This is a genomic window from Dyella telluris (assembly GCF_014297575.1).
GTDB classification, from domain to species: domain Bacteria; phylum Pseudomonadota; class Gammaproteobacteria; order Xanthomonadales; family Rhodanobacteraceae; genus Dyella; species Dyella telluris.
Window position 1 is genome coordinate 712,551 of the sequence record NZ_CP060412.1, and the last position, 14,967, is coordinate 727,517.

Below are 14,967 nucleotides of genomic sequence, written 5' to 3' on the forward strand. Positions count from 1 at the left end.
TGCCAGCGAAAAACCCGCCACTCCTAGGGAAATTCGGCAAGTTAAGAGGGGGGCGCAGGTGTTTGATCGCGACCGGGGAGGTAAGTCCGGGCGATTCAAGTCACAAACTGACCTGGCGGGTGCCGAAGGCTGGCAGGTTCGTGGCAAGGGGGGGGGCGGATGTCCCGGAGGCTGCGGCAACGGTGCCCCGGATTCCCGCTGCGCTTCATCCGGGCTACGGGGGTGGCCCGTTGGCAACCCCGGATATGCACATTCCATTATCATGTCATGCACATCTGCTGTGAGCAGGCCCATGACTGTTGAAAACCGCACCGCCCGGCTGACCATCCTGATCGACCCCCGCAAGAAGGCGGTGTTCGAGCGCCTGTGCGCCGCCGAGGACACCACCCCTTCGCAGGTTGTGCGCCGGCTGATCCGGGAATACATCGAGCAGACCACGGGCCGGCCGTGGCACAGCGAGGAAGAGGCCCTGCCCCGGGACGACGCCAGCTAAGCGCAACGCGCAAAGGCGCCGCGGCACGTGGGGCCCGTTGCCCCTGTGGCACCTCCTCCAGCAGGAGGATTCCCCCAGTCCCTGCCGCACCGAACGATCTTTTTGAAATCCCTGGAGCTACCCCATGACCATCCACGACATCCCTGCCTGCCCGGTTTGCGGCATGGAAAACACCTATCCGGACCATGACCAGTTCATCTGTCCCGATTGCGCGCACGAATGGCCGCAGGTTGCCGTGCTGGCCGACGACGCCGACACGGTGGTGCGTGACGTGAACGGCAACGTGCTCCAAGCCGGCGATTCGGTGGTGGTGATCAAAGACCTCAAGGTCAAGGGTTCTTCCATCCCCCTGAAGCAGGGCACGGTGATCCGCAACATCCGCCTGGTCGACGGCGATGCCGAGCACATCGAAGGCAGCTCGGACAAGATCAAGGGCCTGGTGCTCAAGGTCTGCTTTCTGAAAAAGGCCTGAGCAAGCCCGGTGCAGCGGGCGACGCTGCGATCATTCGGCCGGATGGACGGCCGAATGATCGATGACCACCTGGTTGCGGCCGTTGATCTTGGCCTGGCGCATGGCCTGGTCGGCGCGCGACATCAGGCTTTCGATGCTTTCCCCGGGCCGGTTGCACGGTGCGATGCCGATGCTGATGGTCAGCAGCCGATCCGGGCGATGCACGATGTGCATGGCCTGGCGCAACTGCTCGGCCCGCGTGTGCGCATGCTGCACCGTGAGACCGGATAACAGCACCACGAACTCTTCGCCGCCGATACGCCCGATCAGGTCCGTATCGCGCATCTGCGCACGCAGGCCGTCGGCCAGGCGCATCAGCACGTCGTCACCGGCCGCGTGACCGAACTCGTCGTTGAGCTGCTTGAAGTGGTCGGCATCCAGATACAGCACCGCGGCCGGAATGCGCCGCAGGTAGATGTCGTTCAATTCGAAGCGCGCCAGCTCCAGGAAGCGATTGCGTTGCAGCAGCCCGGTCAGCCCATCCGTGTGAGCCTGCAGGCGCAACTGTTTTTCCAGGCGGAACTGCTCGAACAAGGTGCGCGACATGAAGGCCCGCAGCACCGTGGCCACGGAAATGGCGATGGTCATGTACACCGCGTACTGGAAGATCGGCACGCCGTTGACGGCACTCAACAGCAACATCGGCAAGGGCCCCAGCGCACACAGCGCCATCGCCACGATGAAGTCCCACCGCCCGATCCAGATCACCGACGACGCCACCGGCAGCAGCAGGCCCGGCAAGGCCAGCCGCTGGCCGGCTACCTGCCCAATGCCATTCAGATTGACGCCCATCTCCAGCGTCAGCACGCAACCCAGCGCCAGCAGGCTGAGCTGCAGCGGCCGCTTTTCGCGACGGGCCGCCATGGCCAGCAGGGCCAGCGGAAGCACGGGCGCCAGGCGCAGCACGAGCGGCACCGGCGAAACACTCAGCGCGGCCCGTCCACCGGCGGCCAGCAGATAGGCCACGACGGCAAGCAGGGTCAGTGCCTGGATGGCCGGCGCCATGCGCTGAGCAAGATAGTGCGTGTACTCCCGCCGATGGCTCGCATCATCGGCTCGCTGCTGCTTGGCGAACGGCTTGTGCATAGGGAGCCCGGTGCGCGGAAGTCGAACGGATGCAAAAGGACAGCAAGATGGATGCCATTCGCTCGGAACTCAGGCCTGTCGCCAAACGGTGGGCTACGTAGCACGCAGGCGCACGCTCGCGGCTTACGCTGGAGGTCAGGCAGCGACGCCGAGGGGCACTCGCCACACAGTTGGTTCGAGGCGCAAGGCCGCCGCGAATGACGCCCGAGTACGCCGCAAGTTCACCCCGCATGTTTTCCGCCCCCTCCTTCCAACCCAGGAAAAGGGCGCGACGGTCTCTGCCCGCCGCGCCCTTGGTCTGACTCGCTACCGGAGGATCAGAGCCCGATGGCCGAGATACGCGTGCCCCAGTTGCTGAGCGCGCCGCGCGTGCCACCGCACTGGAACAACGGCGCCGTCAGGTACTGGCTGAGGGTGCACGTCTGCGCGATGTACTCCGAGGCAATCCAGATGGTGTTGCCGTCGGCAGAGGCTGCACCGTAGTCGCCCCAGCGCGGCCGGTCGTCACCCAGGTAGGGAATGCCGGTGAAGCCATCCCACGGACCGGCACCTGCCGCGGCAATGTGCACGTCACCCGCACCCACCTTCGCATCCAGGCTGGCGTAGCCGGCGCTGGGATAGTCGTTCGGCCCCACCACGGTGAAGGCGATCACTCCGCGTCCGCTCTGCGTCACGGCCGCTGCACCATAGGTGAGGTTGGCATCGGGCAAGGCCAGCGTGCCGTTGGCAAAGAGCACGCCCGAGTTCGGATTGATCACGAAGTAACTGATGCCCGAACCATGACTGCCATCACTCAGCAGAACGTCGGTATCCAGCGTGCCCCAGAGTTTGCCGTTGGCGTAGCTCACCTGCTGCATGCGCGAGTCGTTCACCGCCAGGTCGCGCGGCGCGGGATAGACGAAGCTCGGATAGCCGAGGAAATTGTTGACGCAGGCGGGCACGGCAAAACAGTCACGCAGCGGCGTGCTGCCGGGCTTCTGGTGGGCAAGGCTGCTGGGCACGGCATACTGCTGCACGGTGAGCGGCGATACGTTCAGAGCCAGCGCCGAAGGCGTGCTGTCGATGGCCTGCGTGTTCGATACCGACCACACCCACACATTGGTGGAGGTACCGGAGTCGTTGAATACGGCGTCCGAACTGAGCAGGTATTCGGTACCGCCGTTGGCGCCCGCGTACTGGCCGCCCGATGACACCGCCGGCCAGACGGTAAAGGCAGGTGCGGGGATGCTCGGGTCGCCACCGTTGAACAGCACGCCACTGACGGAAGAGGAGCCCGAGGCCAGTGCCTGCTTGGAGATGGCGTAGATCTGCGCGCCATAGAACCCGTCGCCGAACAGCGAGAACTCGTTGGTCGTCAGGAAGATCGCGTGGGCGTCCGCTCCGATATGCGGGTAGTCACCCAGGCAGAATCCGCTTGCACAGCCGTGGTCCGGCGTACCCTGCGTGCCGTTGTTCTGCACGGGCAGGTGATAGATGTTCCAGGCACCGGTGGGGTCGGAAGTCTTGCTCACCGCGATGTCGAGGTGATTGGTGCCGGACAGCGCCGAGGTCGTGCCCACGCGATCCAGCGTCAGCACCACCTGGAACCAGCGCTGCGTGGCGGCGTCGTAGTAACACGACGGGTCGGTGATGCTGGGGCCGTATGCGCCCGTGCTGCGGTTGATCGCCGCCGGGTAGCCGTAGAACGTGTTGAGATCCACCGGTCCCACAAGCCGGGTGCCGGAGGTGCTGTAGATCGCCAGCACGTCGTTGACGCTTTCCAGCACGAATCCGTTGCCGGCGCACAGCCCCTGGTCGGGCGGCTCCACCGAAAACTGATTGCCGCCATTGGCGTAACGCTGGTCGTGGAAGTTGAGGCCGTCGAAGCCACCCAGCAGTTCCGGGCTGGACTTGGCTCGCCCGCCGTTGCCCATGCGGTTGCTGCCGGCATGCCCATGGGTGATGCCGCGATTCACCACGGGCTTGTTGCCCATGTCGTAACCGTCACCCGAATCGGCATCGCCGGAAGTCATCGCCGGATCCAGCTCCAGCGCGGTCAGCGGTGCACCACCGAGCGGTGTCGTCGTGGGTACGGTCGTACCTCCTCGTTGCAACTGGAGCGTGACCGGGGTTGCGCCGAAAGCGCACGTTGCGCACGCCATGGCAGCCACTGCAAGAAGCAGTCGGATCTTCATAACACTGGTCTCCCTTGATGTTTCGACAGGTGACCGCGCCCCCTAGTAAAACGCTGAATCGGTCGCATCGGAAGGGCCGAGGAGCGTCCGCGCAGGTACGCATATTTGGCATATGCGCGCGAGCAACATACGCGCATCCGGCACGCGTCGCCATCAGCCTTTTTTCTTCCCTTCAGGCAATTGACAAGCAGTCGCGAAAGCGATGCATCGATGGCCTTGCCGGGATCTAGGTCGGCCGATAGATCTGCGCGACGGTGCCCCGTGGAAACCGGGTGGAACTGACCAGCTCGAACGCCCGCGGCGCAGGCAGCTCGATGAATAGCGGTAGCCCCTGCCCCAACGCCACCGGATGCACCAGCAACACATACTGGTCCACCACGCCCAGCGCTACCAGGCTGCGGGCAAAGCTCGCACCGCCGTGGGCGATGATGGCTTTGCCATGCCCGGCCTTGAGCCTGGCGATTTCCTCGCCAAGGTCGCCGCTGGCGACCTTGGCTTGCGCCCAGCTGTCGGCAGCGGGCGGTGCGTCGCCGGCTGCCGTCGCGGCGGTGGCGCTGATTTCCTGCAGGATCGATGCGCCCTGCTTCGAGAAAACCGCCTTGGGAATCTGGTTCATCGGCGGGGCGAACACCGAGCTGGCCGTGGGCCAGTAACCCGCCATGACGCGGAACGTGCGGCTGCCCATGATGTGCAGGCTGGCTTCGCTGATGGCGGCGGCCGACCACTCGGCCGCCTTTTCGTCGCGACTGGCCATCATCCACTGGCCTCCGCCGTCCGGGGTGGCCACGAAACCATCGATCGAGATGGACATCTTCAGGATCAGTTCGCGCATCGTTGCTCTCCCGGCGTGTGTGGTTTCAACAACGACGAAGCAGACCGGGTCATTTCGACAGCACCGGTGCGCGAAGTATAGGGCTGCCCTTTTGCCACCGCCGGGCGCATGCCGGGCTGGTGATCCGGGCACGCACGCTTTCCATCCACACGCTATTGGATAGCATCCGGGCCCAACGGATCCACGACAGGCCCCCTGCCATGCCCAGCCACCCGATGCCGGCCGTCTTTGTTGGTCATGGCAACCCCATGAACGCGATCGAAGACAATCGCTACCACGCCAGTTGGCAGCGCCTGGCGGCGACGCTGCCGCGCCCGAAGGCGATCGTGTGCGTGTCGGCGCACTGGGAAACCCGTGGCGTCTACCTGACGGGCGCCGCGCAGCCCGAAACCATCCACGACTTCTACGGCTTCCCAGCCGAGCTGTTCGCGGTGCAGTACCCCGCCCCCGGCGATCCAGAACTGGCGGCGCACGTGGCCGGATTGTTGCGCGAGACCGAACCGCGCGTTCACCGCGATGCCGGCCGTGGCTTTGATCACGGCATGTGGAGCGTGCTGCGGGTGATGTACCCGCAAGCGGATATCCCCACCATTCAACTGAGCCTGGACACGACGCGCTCCGGTAGCGGGCACTATGCGCTGGCGCAGCAGCTCGTGTCGTTGCGCGAAGAAGGCGTGCTGATCCTCGGTAGCGGGAACATCGTGCACAACCTTGGCATGTTCCGCTTTCATGACCGCACCGCGCCGCCTTGGGCAACAGCATTCCAGCAGAAGGTGAATGCGCTGATCCGCGGGCGCCAGCATGCCGGCCTGTGCCAGTACGAGTCGCTCGGTGAGCATGCATTGCTGGCCATTCCCACGCCTGAGCATTACCTGCCGCTTCTCTATGTGCTCGCAGCCCAGCGCGACGGCGATGTCGTGTCGCTGTTCAATGACGAGGTGATGTCGTCACTCTCCATGACTTCCCTGGTCATCGGGCAGGACGTTCAACTCTGAACGTCACTTGCTCCGGCCAGCGCTTGCGCGAAACATTCCTTGAGTGGCGAGCCTCCGGACTAGCCGGACGATGGATCTCCCGGCGGTGGAAACACCGGGTTGGTTGCCATCCATGCTTCGAATACCTCCGCCGTCATGGGCGGCCCCACGTACCAGCCCTGCGCGCCGTGGCAGCCCAGGTCGCGCAGGAAATTCCATTGGGCGAGATTCTCCACACCCTCGGCCAGCACGCGCATGTTCATGTTGCGGCCCATGGCCACGATGGTCGAAGTCAGGCTGACCGCCCTGGGATCATCCGGCAGGCCACTCAGGAAACTGCGGTCGATCTTCAGCACCTGGATCGGAAACTGGTTGAGATACGCCAGTGACGAATAGCCCGTGCCGAAATCGTCGATGGCCAGGCTCAGGCCCAGTCCGCGCAGGCTGGCAAGCGTGGACGACACCGCCGCTCCGTGCTGCAGCAGGCTGCCCTCGGTGATCTCCAGTTCAAGCAGGTGCGGTGGAAGCCCCGAGGCGCCCAGCGCATCCGACACGTGCTCGAACAGGTGCGGGCCGGCAAATTGCCGGGGGGACAGGTTCACCGCCATGCCCAGTTCCGGCAGGCCGATCCGCAGCCAATGCGCAGCGCGATGGCAGGCCTCCTGCAGCACCCAGTCGCCTATGGCATTGATGAAGCCGGTTTCTTCGGCATAGGGAACGAAACGGTCGGGCATCATCATGTCCGTTCCGTTGCGTCGCCACCGCAGCAGCGCTTCCACACCCACTACCCTGCCCGAGCGCAGCTCCGCCTGCGGCTGGTAGAGCAGCACGAATTCGTCGCGCTGCAGCGCTTCGCGCAGTCCCTCGCCGAGGTCGAGCAGCACCTGCGCCTCGTTGCTCAGCGACGCACTGTAGAAACGAAAGCGCGAACGTCCTTCGCGCTTGGCCTGGCCCAACGCTGCGTCGGCATGCTTGAGCAGCGACGCGCCGTCGGCACCGTCGCCCGGGTAGATGCTGATGCCGATGCTGGCGCTGATGAAGATGTTGCGACCGCCCCAGGCGAATCCCTTGCCGATCAGGCGGAGCATGCGTTCGGCAGCGGCCGTGATCGTGGTGGTGTCGAGCGGTCCCTGCAGGGTGACCGCGAAGGCATCGGATCCCACGCGCGCCACGGTATGCGTCGGCCCGATACCGGAAAGCCGTTCGGCCACCTCCTTGATCAGCTGGTCGCCCACCTCGTGCCCCACGCTTTCGTTGATGCGCTTGAAGTGATCCAGGCCAATCAGGAACAAGGCGAGCCGGGAACCCTCGCCCTGCTTGATCGCGTGATCGAGGCGATCGATCAACAGGCTGCGATTGGGCAACCGGGTCAGTGCATCGTGGTAGGCGAGAAATCCCAGGTCGCGCGTGCGGCGCTCCACCGCCCGCCGCAGGGAGAACACCCAGATACCCAGCGCAATACCCGCAATACCCACCAGCAGCAGCGCGTAGGCGAAGAACTGCGTATACGGTGTAAAGCTGACCGGCCGACCCATCCACTTGCGCCGCAAGGCCTCGCGTTCGTCGCTGGTGATCAGCTTCATGCCACGGTCGACCAGCGCCAGCGTGGCGAGATCGCCCTTGCGCACGCCGCGATGGAAATCGCCCGAGTAGAACTCGAAGGCACGGGTGAATTTGACGCTGGAGCCGTTCTTGTACAGGTAGTAGTTCGCTGGGTAGTCGTCCATGCAGAGAATGCGCACGTCGCGGTCGCGCACGGCGTCGATCATCTCGGTGTAGCCGCGGTAGAGCTTGATGGCGTTGATGCCGTGCAGCCGCAGGTGTTCGGTGCAGGCGTCGCCGCGCTCCACACCCACTTCGAAACCACGCAGTGCATCGATGTCGTCGATGCCGGAGATGGACGAGTCGACGTAGATGCCCACGGAGACCTTGGCGTAGGCTTCGGAGAAGTCATAGTGCACCTCGCGCTCGGGCGTGCGGAACAGCATCTCGATCACGTCGGCCTTGCCATCCAGCAGCATGTGCTGTGCATTGGCCCAGTCGGTGGGTATCAGCTCCACGTGGACGCCGGTCTTCTGTTCCCAGAGTTTCCATTCGTCCACCAGGTAGCCGCGTGGCTGGTGATCGGGCCCCATGAACAGGTAAGGCGGATAGTTGTCATCGCTGACCACGCGCAATGAGCCCGGCGCCGCCGTTGCGGTGGCTACCATCAGCCCTGCCAGCAGAAGCGTTGATAACGCCTTGAGCACCTGCTCTCCCTCGTTGCTGCAAACGATGACTTCTGCCCGGTGCCGGGTCATGCGAGTTGGGAAGAACTGTCGTCCGATGCCTGACAAGGGCGGTAAGGGCTGGCGGTCGCGCGGACCGCACTCGGACGTTGCTGCGTGAAGCTAATCCCCTGCGCTGTGAACGCCGCATGCAGAAGCCCGGCCGAACATGCATGGCTGGGCCCGGATACGGGCACCTTCAGGTGGTATCGGCAGCTTCGTGCGCGGGTTGAGGGCCCCGCCGCCCCATGGCGTGCCGCCCCGCCCTGCAACGAGTCCCACGCCCCTCCGCAAACGACGATGCCCCGCCTGGGCGGCGGGGCATCGTTTCCTGACTGGACGAACAACAGGTGCCGGGAAGTGACCCCGCCAGCGCGGCGGGGCCATCGCCAGCATCACGCCAGATCGAAGCGATCCAGGTTCATCACCTTCACCCAGGCGCCGACAAAGTCGTGGATGAACTTCTCCTGTGCGTCGCTGCTGGCGTAGACCTCGCTCAGTGCACGCAACTGCGCATGCGAACCGAACACCAGGTCGGCGCGCGTGGCACTCCACTTCTTCTTGCCGGTCTTGCGGTCGATGCCTTCGAACGCATCGCGCGACACCGCCTTCCACTCCGTGCCCATGTCGAGCAGGTGGCGGAAGAAATCGTTGGTCAACGCTTCCGGTTTGTCGGTGAACACGCCATGCGCGTCCTTGCCCGTGTGCACGTTGAGCACGCGCAAGCCGCCGACGAGCACGGTCATCTCCGGTGCGGTCAGGGTGAGCAACTGCGCCTTGTCGATCAGCAGCACCTCGGCGGGCACGCTGAACTTTTCCCTGGTGAAATTGCGGAAGCCATCGGCTGCCGGCTCCAGCATGCCGACCGATTCAACGTCCGTCTGCTCCTGCGTGGCATCCATGCGGCCCGGCGAGAACGGCACGTTTGCCTTGTGTCCGGCGTTCTTCGCTGCCTGTTCGACGCCGGCACCACCGGCCAGCACGATCAGGTCGGCCAGCGAAATCTTCTTGCCACCGGCTGCCGACTTGTTGAAGTCGGCCTGGATGCCTTCAAGCACCTTCAATACCTTGGCCAGCTCATCGGGTTCATTGGCCTTCCAGTCCTTCTGCGGCGAGAGGCGGATGCGCGCGCCATTGGCGCCGCCACGCTTGTCGCCACCGCGGAAGGTGGATGCCGAAGCCCAGGCGGTTTTCACCAGCTGCGACACCGACAGGCCCGACGACAGGATGGTCTGCTTGAGCGCGGCCATATCCTTGTCGTCCACCAGCGGATGGTTCACGGCGGGGATCGGATCCTGCCAGGTGAACTCTTCCTTCGGCACTTCGGGGCCGAGGTAGCGGGCGCGCGGGCCCATGTCGCGATGGGTCAGCTTGAACCACGCGCGGGCGAAGGCATCGGCAAACTTCTCCGGATTCTCCAGGAAGCTGCGCGAGATCTTTTCGAAGCCCGGATCCATGCGCAGCGAAAGATCGGTGGTGAGCATGGTCGGGCGCTGCTTCTTCTTGGCGTCGAACGCGTGCGGCACCGTGGCTTCGCCACCCTTGGCGACCCACTGGTTGGCGCCGGCCGGGCTCTTGGTCAGCTCCCACTCGTGATCGAACAGGTTCTGGAAGAAACCCATGCCCCACTTCGTGGGCGTGCTGGTCCAGGTGACTTCCAGGCCGCTGGTGATGGCGTCGGCGCCCACGCCGGTGCCGAAGCTGCTGTGCCAGCCCAGGCCCTGCAGTTCGATGCCGGCCGCTTCCGGTTCGGGGCCCACATGGTCGGCCGGACCGGCACCATGCGTCTTGCCGAAGGTGTGGCCGCCTGCGATCAGCGCGACGGTTTCCTCGTCACTCATGGCCATGCGGCCGAAGGTGTCGCGAATGTCCTTGGCGGCGGCGAGCGGATCGGGATTGCCGTCCGGGCCTTCCGGGTTCACGTAGATCAGGCCCATCTGCACGGCGGCCAGCGGGTTGGCCAGGTTGCGCCCGTTGTCGGTGCGGCTGTGTTCGCTGCCGTGCAGCTCCTTCTCGGCCACTACCACGCCTTCTTTCTCGTTGCCGGGTGTGCCCTTGCCATAGCGGATATCACCGCCCAGCCAGGTCTTCTCGTTGCCCCAGTACACGTCCTGGTCGGGTTCCCAGGTGTCTTCGCGGCCACCGGCGAAACCGAAGGTCTTGAAGCCCATGCTTTCCAGCGCGACATTGCCGGCAAGAATCAGCAGATCGGCCCAGGAAATCTTCTGGCCGTACTTCTGCTTGATCGGCCACAGCAGGCGGCGCGCCTTGTCCAGGCTCACGTTGTCCGGCCAGCTGTTCAGCGGTGCAAAGCGCTGCTGGCCACGCCCGCCACCGCCACGGCCGTCGCCGATGCGGTACGTGCCGGCGCTGTGCCACGCCATGCGGATGAACAGGCCACCGTAGTGACCGAAGTCGGCAGGCCACCAGTCCTGCGAGTCGGTCATCAGGGCGACAAGGTCTTTCTTCAGTGCCGCGTAGTCGAGGCTCTTGAAGGCCTCGGCGTAATTGAAATTCGGATCAAGCGGATTGGTCTTGCTGGAATGCTGAGCCAGCAGATCCACGCGCAGTTGCGTGGGCCACCAGTCGTGGTTGGTGGTGCCGCTGCCGGCGGCGTGGGGGAACGGGCATTTTGCTTCGTTGGACATGCGCTTTCTCCTTGGGAGACGGATCCACTACGGGTACGACGATGGCGCAAGAGGTCGATGGTGCGCTGGTGATGCAGTCGCGCGTGTCGCGGACAGCCGCACCCGGGCGTCCCGCGAGGGGCCACCGGTCATGCATGGGCAGACATAGATAGTGAGTGTCGCGGCGTGCATGGGACCCGTATGGCTCGCGTCGACAAACCTGTCGTCCATGGAATTTACGCAAGGGCCATCGTCAAGAGAATTTGATTTTTGCAATGCCACCGATAGGCAAGACCTATGGTGTCACCGCAACGGTCCTTCATTCTGTTCGCGTCGCTGCCATCTCTTTGCAATAGCTTCACGACACGAACACGCGCGTTCGACAAAGCGGAACTAATACGGCAAGCAGGGTGAAGGGCGCGTGGTGCGCCGACGCGTATTTCCACAGACTCATACGGACACGCCGTGCCTGTTCATGCCGACAGGACAAAGGGCCTCGGGCCGGCACGGTGGCCATGATGCAGAGCAGCACGCGCGAATGCGCGCGACCCAGTCGATGAGCCGGGTGGCATCAGTCGTCGAGAAAAGCCTGGCGCGCTGAACCTCTGAATCCCACCGGCGGGCCGGCATACAAAAAAGTGGCGATGCACGCTCGTGCATCGCCACCCTGCCCGGTTTCCGCAAGCGCTGCGTCAGCGCAGCTGCTGGATACGGATCATGTTGCCCGCCGGATCGCGCACGGCGCAATCGCGCACGCCATAAGGCTGATCGGTCGGTTCCTGCACGATGTCGGCGTCGCGGGCCTGCAGGCGCTCGAACGCCTTGGCCAGGTCGTGCGTGGCCAGCAGGATGATGCCGAAGGTGCCCTTGGCCATCATCTCCGCGATGGTGCGGCGCTCGTCATCGGTCATGCCGGGGCTGGCTTCAGGCGGATACAGCACGATGGAGGTCGCGGGCTGCCCCTTCGGGCCCACCGTGATCCAGCGCTTGCCGCCGTAGCCCACGTCGTTGCGCACTTCGAAGTCGAGGGTGTCGCGGTAGAACGCCAGCGCGGCGTCCGGGTCGTTCTGCGGAAGAAAGCTCGAGTGAATCTGGATATCCATGGGGTCCTCTCAGTGGGTGGTGAAGTCCATGGCGATCAGTCTAGTTCGGGCTCTCCGACGGGCGCTTCTCGATTCCTGACCGGTCGCGTCACCTGCCGGGCCACGCACGAAGGCATGCCCTGGGTGGCGTGCGCCTGTTCGCGCCGGTACGCGCTGGGCGACATGCCGACCAGTTCGGTGAACCGCGTGCTGAAGGTGCCCAGCGACGAGCAGCCCACTTCGAAGCACACCTCCGTGACGCTGAGCTCGCCCACGCGAAGCAAGGCCATGGCGCGTTCGATGCGGCGGGTCATCAGATAGGAATACGGTGACTCGCCATAAGCCTGGCGAAACTGGCGGCTCAAGTGCCCTGCCGACATGTGCACGCCCTGCGCGAGCGACTCCACGTCCAGCGGCTTTGCATACTCGCGGTCCATGCGATCGCGCACGCGACGCAGCCGTGCAAGATCGCGCAGGGTCTGCGCCTGGGTGGGTTTGCTGGCCATCGCCCGATCGTGTCACGGGCGCCGGGCAGGCTCAAGCCACCCGTTCAGACTAAGCAAGCGCCCATGCTGGCGACAGCCGGCCTTGCTGGCAGAATGCGTGATTCACCTGACCGGCGAGACGCATTGATGGATAACCACGTTGCACCCGTACCGCTGGAAAAGGCCTACCGCCTGATCAACCACGGCCCCACCGTGCTGGTGTCCGCCCGTCACGGCGGCGTGGACAACGTGATGGCAGCCGCCTGGGCCTGCGCGCTGGATTTCGATCCGCCCAAGCTCACGGTGATACTGGACAAGCAGACGCTGACGCGCGGGCTCATCGAGCGCAGCGGCCACTTCGTGATCCAGGTGCCCACCGCCGCACAGCTGCAGCTCACCTACGAGGTTGGAAACCGTTCGCGCGCCAACGTCCCCGACAAGCTGGAACGCGCCGGCGTGCAGTGGTTCGGCGTGGATGGCCATGACGTGCCGCTGGTGGCGGGATGCTCCGCCTGGCTCGCCTGCCGCCTCATGCCCGAGCCGCACATGCAGGACACCTACGACCTGTTCGTGGGCGAAGTGGTCGGCGCATGGGCGGACACGCGTGTCTTCGCCAACGGCCACTGGAACTACGAGCACGCCGACCCGGCGTGGCGCAGCCTGCACTACATCGCCGGTGGCCAGTTCTATGCCATCGGGGCATCGCTCAAGGCCGATCCGCTGAAGTGACTCCGCACGGCTACGCGCGCCATCCACTGCCACCGGCTAGCGGGATGACGATGCCGGCAGGCCGCACTGGCTGATGTCCGCGGGCCCCGTGCGTCGCGCCAGCACGTAGTCGATGTGCGGATCGTTCGGGTCGGCCGCACCGGCTCCCCAGGACATGCCCGTGCCGGTGTAAAGGCTGTCCGAAAGCGACATGTCGACCTCATAGCCGGCATCCGGCGAACGAAAGAGCGACAGGTGCACGCGCTGGTTCTGGTATGACCATCCCGTGACAGCGGGGTGTCGCGTATTGGCGTAACCGGTGAACTTGCGCCCGGGCAGCAGGCTGAGCGTGTAGCAGGCGCTGAGGTCACGCTGCGAGGCAACGATGTCGTCACGCGGATCCAGCAACTCCCGTTCCGCACGCGAGAAGGTATAGGGCAGCAACACCATGCGGCCGCTGATCAACGCCTTCTCCGGGGCGTCGATCGAACAGGCCTCGCTGCAGATCAATAGCTCATAGGTGCCTTCGGGGAGATCCCTGGCGGCGTCGTCAGCCAACACCGGGCGTATCCACGCCATCATCGCCAGAGGTGCCAGCGCCAGCAGGCGCGCGGTGCGAAGGACCATCGTCATGTGAAACCACTCCTCAAGCGCTCGTCCGCTTGCCAATCAGACGCCATGGCCACACAGGCCACGCGCGGGTGAGCACCCCGTCCTTGCATGTCTTGCCAGTGCCATCGCCTGAACAGGTCTTGGCACAACTTCCCTGACCGTATCCCGGTCATCCCCCGCCCTGTCCAAAGACTGCATCAACCATACGATGATGAGTGCGGCACAGTTGCCAGATTCGGCACGACCGGCACGCGAGGGAGCGTGACGTTCACGTTCCGCCGGGATCTCCGGCAAAAAAGGCCGGGTGATAACGCACGTCCGCCACGGGCATGCGGCCGGCAAACAGCAGGCTCTGGAAATACGCCGCCGGTACATCCGGCAGTACCAGCGAGGGATTCGCGCTGAAGCCGAAACGGCTGTAATAGAGGGGATCGCCCAACACCACGCAACCAGTCGCGCCATGCGCGCGCAACACGTCCAGCGCCTGATGAACAAGTCGCGAGCCTATGCCCTCGCGTTGGCGCGTTGGCGCTACCGACACCGGCCCCAGGCCAAACCAGCCCTCGCTGCCATCGGACAACACCACCGGCGAGACGGCCACGTGCCCGACGAGAGTGTCGGCATCCTCCGCGACCAGTGACAGCGTCAACTGCCCCGCGTCGCGCAAGGCATCGTTGATGAACTGCTCGGTGTGCGAGGTGTGTTCGGCCTCGCGGAATGCCGCTTCGGTCAGCGCATGGATGGCAGGAACATCGGCCGGCGCCTCTGCACGTATCAACATGCGTCGCCGGACTCCCCGGCATGTTCCGGCCACAGGATGGCCTGCGCCACCACCACATGCTCACCATTGAACGTCGCCGCGGGTGAGCCATGCAAGCGATAGCCCAGTGCCAGCGCATCGGATACGCGCTGGCAGAACGCGGCGTCGTCCTTGCCGGTCAGCAGGCGATAACGGGGAAGACCATCCGGAGGTGAGCCTGGCATGGAAACTCCTTGGGTTGCGCCGTGGAAACGGATGCCGACTGTACAACCACCACGTGCATCCATCGACCGCCCGTCGTGCACAGAAAAAAGCCGGAGCGCCTTGCGGCGGCTCCGGCAACTTACTACGGGAGA

14 protein-coding genes are annotated in these 14,967 nt (G+C 64.7%); 4 read left to right on the plus strand and 10 right to left on the minus strand.

All coding sequences use genetic code 11. From position 1 onward, the window contains the following. The first annotated feature begins 292 nt into the window (after nt 1-292). Nucleotides 293-493 carry a ribbon-helix-helix protein, CopG family gene (locus H8F01_RS03365; protein ID WP_187057674.1) on the plus strand — a complete coding sequence of 67 codons (201 nt, stop codon included), beginning with the start codon at nt 293-295 and terminating at the stop codon, nt 491-493. A 130-nt stretch (nt 494-623) separates the two neighbouring features. After that, nucleotides 624-965, plus strand: coding sequence for a zinc ribbon domain-containing protein YjdM (locus tag H8F01_RS03370; RefSeq protein WP_187059126.1), 342 nt, complete (start codon nt 624-626; stop codon nt 963-965). A 30-nt stretch (nt 966-995) separates the two neighbouring features. Here H8F01_RS03370 and H8F01_RS03375 read toward each other — a convergent pair whose 3' ends face one another. From H8F01_RS03375 to H8F01_RS03385, 3 genes are all read right to left on the minus strand, one after another. Further along, nucleotides 996-2,090, minus strand: a complete 1,095-nt coding sequence (locus H8F01_RS03375) for a GGDEF domain-containing protein (protein ID WP_187057675.1) — start codon at nt 2,088-2,090, stop codon at nt 996-998. A 317-nt stretch (nt 2,091-2,407) separates the two neighbouring features. Continuing rightward, on the minus strand, nt 2,408-4,264 hold the full coding sequence (locus tag H8F01_RS03380; protein WP_187057676.1) for a hypothetical protein: 1,857 nt from the start codon (nt 4,262-4,264) through the stop codon (nt 2,408-2,410). Nucleotides 4,265-4,490: 226 nt separating this feature from the next. Then, nucleotides 4,491-5,096: a dihydrofolate reductase family protein gene (locus H8F01_RS03385; RefSeq protein ID WP_187057677.1), complete on the minus strand. Its 606-nt coding sequence runs from the start codon at nt 5,094-5,096 to the stop codon at nt 4,491-4,493. Nucleotides 5,097-5,215: 119 nt separating this feature from the next. Between H8F01_RS03385 and ygiD the strand changes: the two genes are divergently transcribed. Then, complete coding sequence (ygiD, locus tag H8F01_RS03390) at nt 5,216-6,091, plus strand: 4,5-DOPA-extradiol-dioxygenase (protein ID WP_238481131.1); 876 nt, start codon at nt 5,216-5,218, stop codon at nt 6,089-6,091. 59 nt (nt 6,092-6,150) lie between these two features. Here ygiD and H8F01_RS03395 read toward each other — a convergent pair whose 3' ends face one another. From H8F01_RS03395 to H8F01_RS03410, 4 genes are all read right to left on the minus strand, one after another. After that, nucleotides 6,151-8,280, minus strand: a complete 2,130-nt coding sequence (locus H8F01_RS03395; RefSeq protein WP_187057678.1) for a putative bifunctional diguanylate cyclase/phosphodiesterase — start codon at nt 8,278-8,280, stop codon at nt 6,151-6,153. Nucleotides 8,281-8,732: 452 nt separating this feature from the next. Next, the gene (gene katG / locus H8F01_RS03400) at nt 8,733-10,985 is read right to left on the minus strand and encodes a catalase/peroxidase HPI (protein WP_187057679.1); all 2,253 of its coding nucleotides are present in this window, start codon (nt 10,983-10,985) and stop codon (nt 8,733-8,735) included. Between the two features lie 671 nt (nt 10,986-11,656). Next, nucleotides 11,657-12,067 carry a VOC family protein gene (locus tag H8F01_RS03405; RefSeq protein WP_187057680.1) on the minus strand — a complete coding sequence of 137 codons (411 nt, stop codon included), beginning with the start codon at nt 12,065-12,067 and terminating at the stop codon, nt 11,657-11,659. 35 nt (nt 12,068-12,102) lie between these two features. Continuing rightward, nucleotides 12,103-12,552 carry a helix-turn-helix transcriptional regulator gene (locus H8F01_RS03410; protein WP_187057681.1) on the minus strand — a complete coding sequence of 150 codons (450 nt, stop codon included), beginning with the start codon at nt 12,550-12,552 and terminating at the stop codon, nt 12,103-12,105. A 126-nt stretch (nt 12,553-12,678) separates the two neighbouring features. Between H8F01_RS03410 and H8F01_RS03415 the strand changes: the two genes are divergently transcribed. After that, nucleotides 12,679-13,260 carry a flavin reductase family protein gene (locus H8F01_RS03415; protein WP_187057682.1) on the plus strand — a complete coding sequence of 194 codons (582 nt, stop codon included), beginning with the start codon at nt 12,679-12,681 and terminating at the stop codon, nt 13,258-13,260. Nucleotides 13,261-13,296: 36 nt separating this feature from the next. On the opposite strand, the gene H8F01_RS03420 is transcribed toward H8F01_RS03415, so the two are convergent. The 3 genes from H8F01_RS03420 to H8F01_RS03430 form a co-directional block, all read right to left on the minus strand. Continuing rightward, a complete protein-coding gene (locus H8F01_RS03420; RefSeq protein WP_187057683.1) occupies nt 13,297-13,872 on the minus strand; it encodes a hypothetical protein in 576 nt (191 codons plus the stop codon). A gap of 247 nt (nt 13,873-14,119) precedes the next feature. Next, nucleotides 14,120-14,632, minus strand: coding sequence for a GNAT family N-acetyltransferase (locus tag H8F01_RS03425; protein ID WP_187057684.1), 513 nt, complete (start codon nt 14,630-14,632; stop codon nt 14,120-14,122). Next, entirely contained in the window at nt 14,626-14,835 is a 210-nt protein-coding gene (locus H8F01_RS03430) for a DUF1737 domain-containing protein (protein WP_187057685.1), read from the minus strand. Before H8F01_RS03430 ends, H8F01_RS03425 begins: the two co-directional genes overlap by 7 nt. Between the last annotated feature and the right edge of the window lie 132 nt (nt 14,836-14,967).

Excerpts from the sequence above, each read along its gene's own strand:
- H8F01_RS03365 (WP_187057674.1), top strand. The coding sequence starts at position 293 with ATGACTGTTGAAAACCGCACCGCCCGGCTGACCATCCTGATCGACCCC.
- H8F01_RS03375 (WP_187057675.1), bottom strand. The coding sequence starts at position 2,090 with ATGCACAAGCCGTTCGCCAAGCAGCAGCGAGCCGATGATGCGAGCCAT.
- H8F01_RS03380 (WP_187057676.1), bottom strand. The coding sequence starts at position 4,264 with ATGAAGATCCGACTGCTTCTTGCAGTGGCTGCCATGGCGTGCGCAACG.
- H8F01_RS03385 (WP_187057677.1), bottom strand. The coding sequence starts at position 5,096 with ATGCGCGAACTGATCCTGAAGATGTCCATCTCGATCGATGGTTTCGTG.
- H8F01_RS03395 (WP_187057678.1), bottom strand. The coding sequence starts at position 8,280 with ATGGTAGCCACCGCAACGGCGGCGCCGGGCTCATTGCGCGTGGTCAGC.
- katG (WP_187057679.1), bottom strand. The coding sequence starts at position 10,985 with ATGTCCAACGAAGCAAAATGCCCGTTCCCCCACGCCGCCGGCAGCGGC.
- H8F01_RS03405 (WP_187057680.1), bottom strand. The coding sequence starts at position 12,067 with ATGGATATCCAGATTCACTCGAGCTTTCTTCCGCAGAACGACCCGGAC.
- H8F01_RS03410 (WP_187057681.1), bottom strand. The coding sequence starts at position 12,552 with ATGGCCAGCAAACCCACCCAGGCGCAGACCCTGCGCGATCTTGCACGG.
- H8F01_RS03415 (WP_187057682.1), top strand. The coding sequence starts at position 12,679 with ATGGATAACCACGTTGCACCCGTACCGCTGGAAAAGGCCTACCGCCTG.
- H8F01_RS03420 (WP_187057683.1), bottom strand. The coding sequence starts at position 13,872 with ATGACGATGGTCCTTCGCACCGCGCGCCTGCTGGCGCTGGCACCTCTG.
- H8F01_RS03425 (WP_187057684.1), bottom strand. The coding sequence starts at position 14,632 with ATGTTGATACGTGCAGAGGCGCCGGCCGATGTTCCTGCCATCCATGCG.
- H8F01_RS03430 (WP_187057685.1), bottom strand. The coding sequence starts at position 14,835 with ATGCCAGGCTCACCTCCGGATGGTCTTCCCCGTTATCGCCTGCTGACC.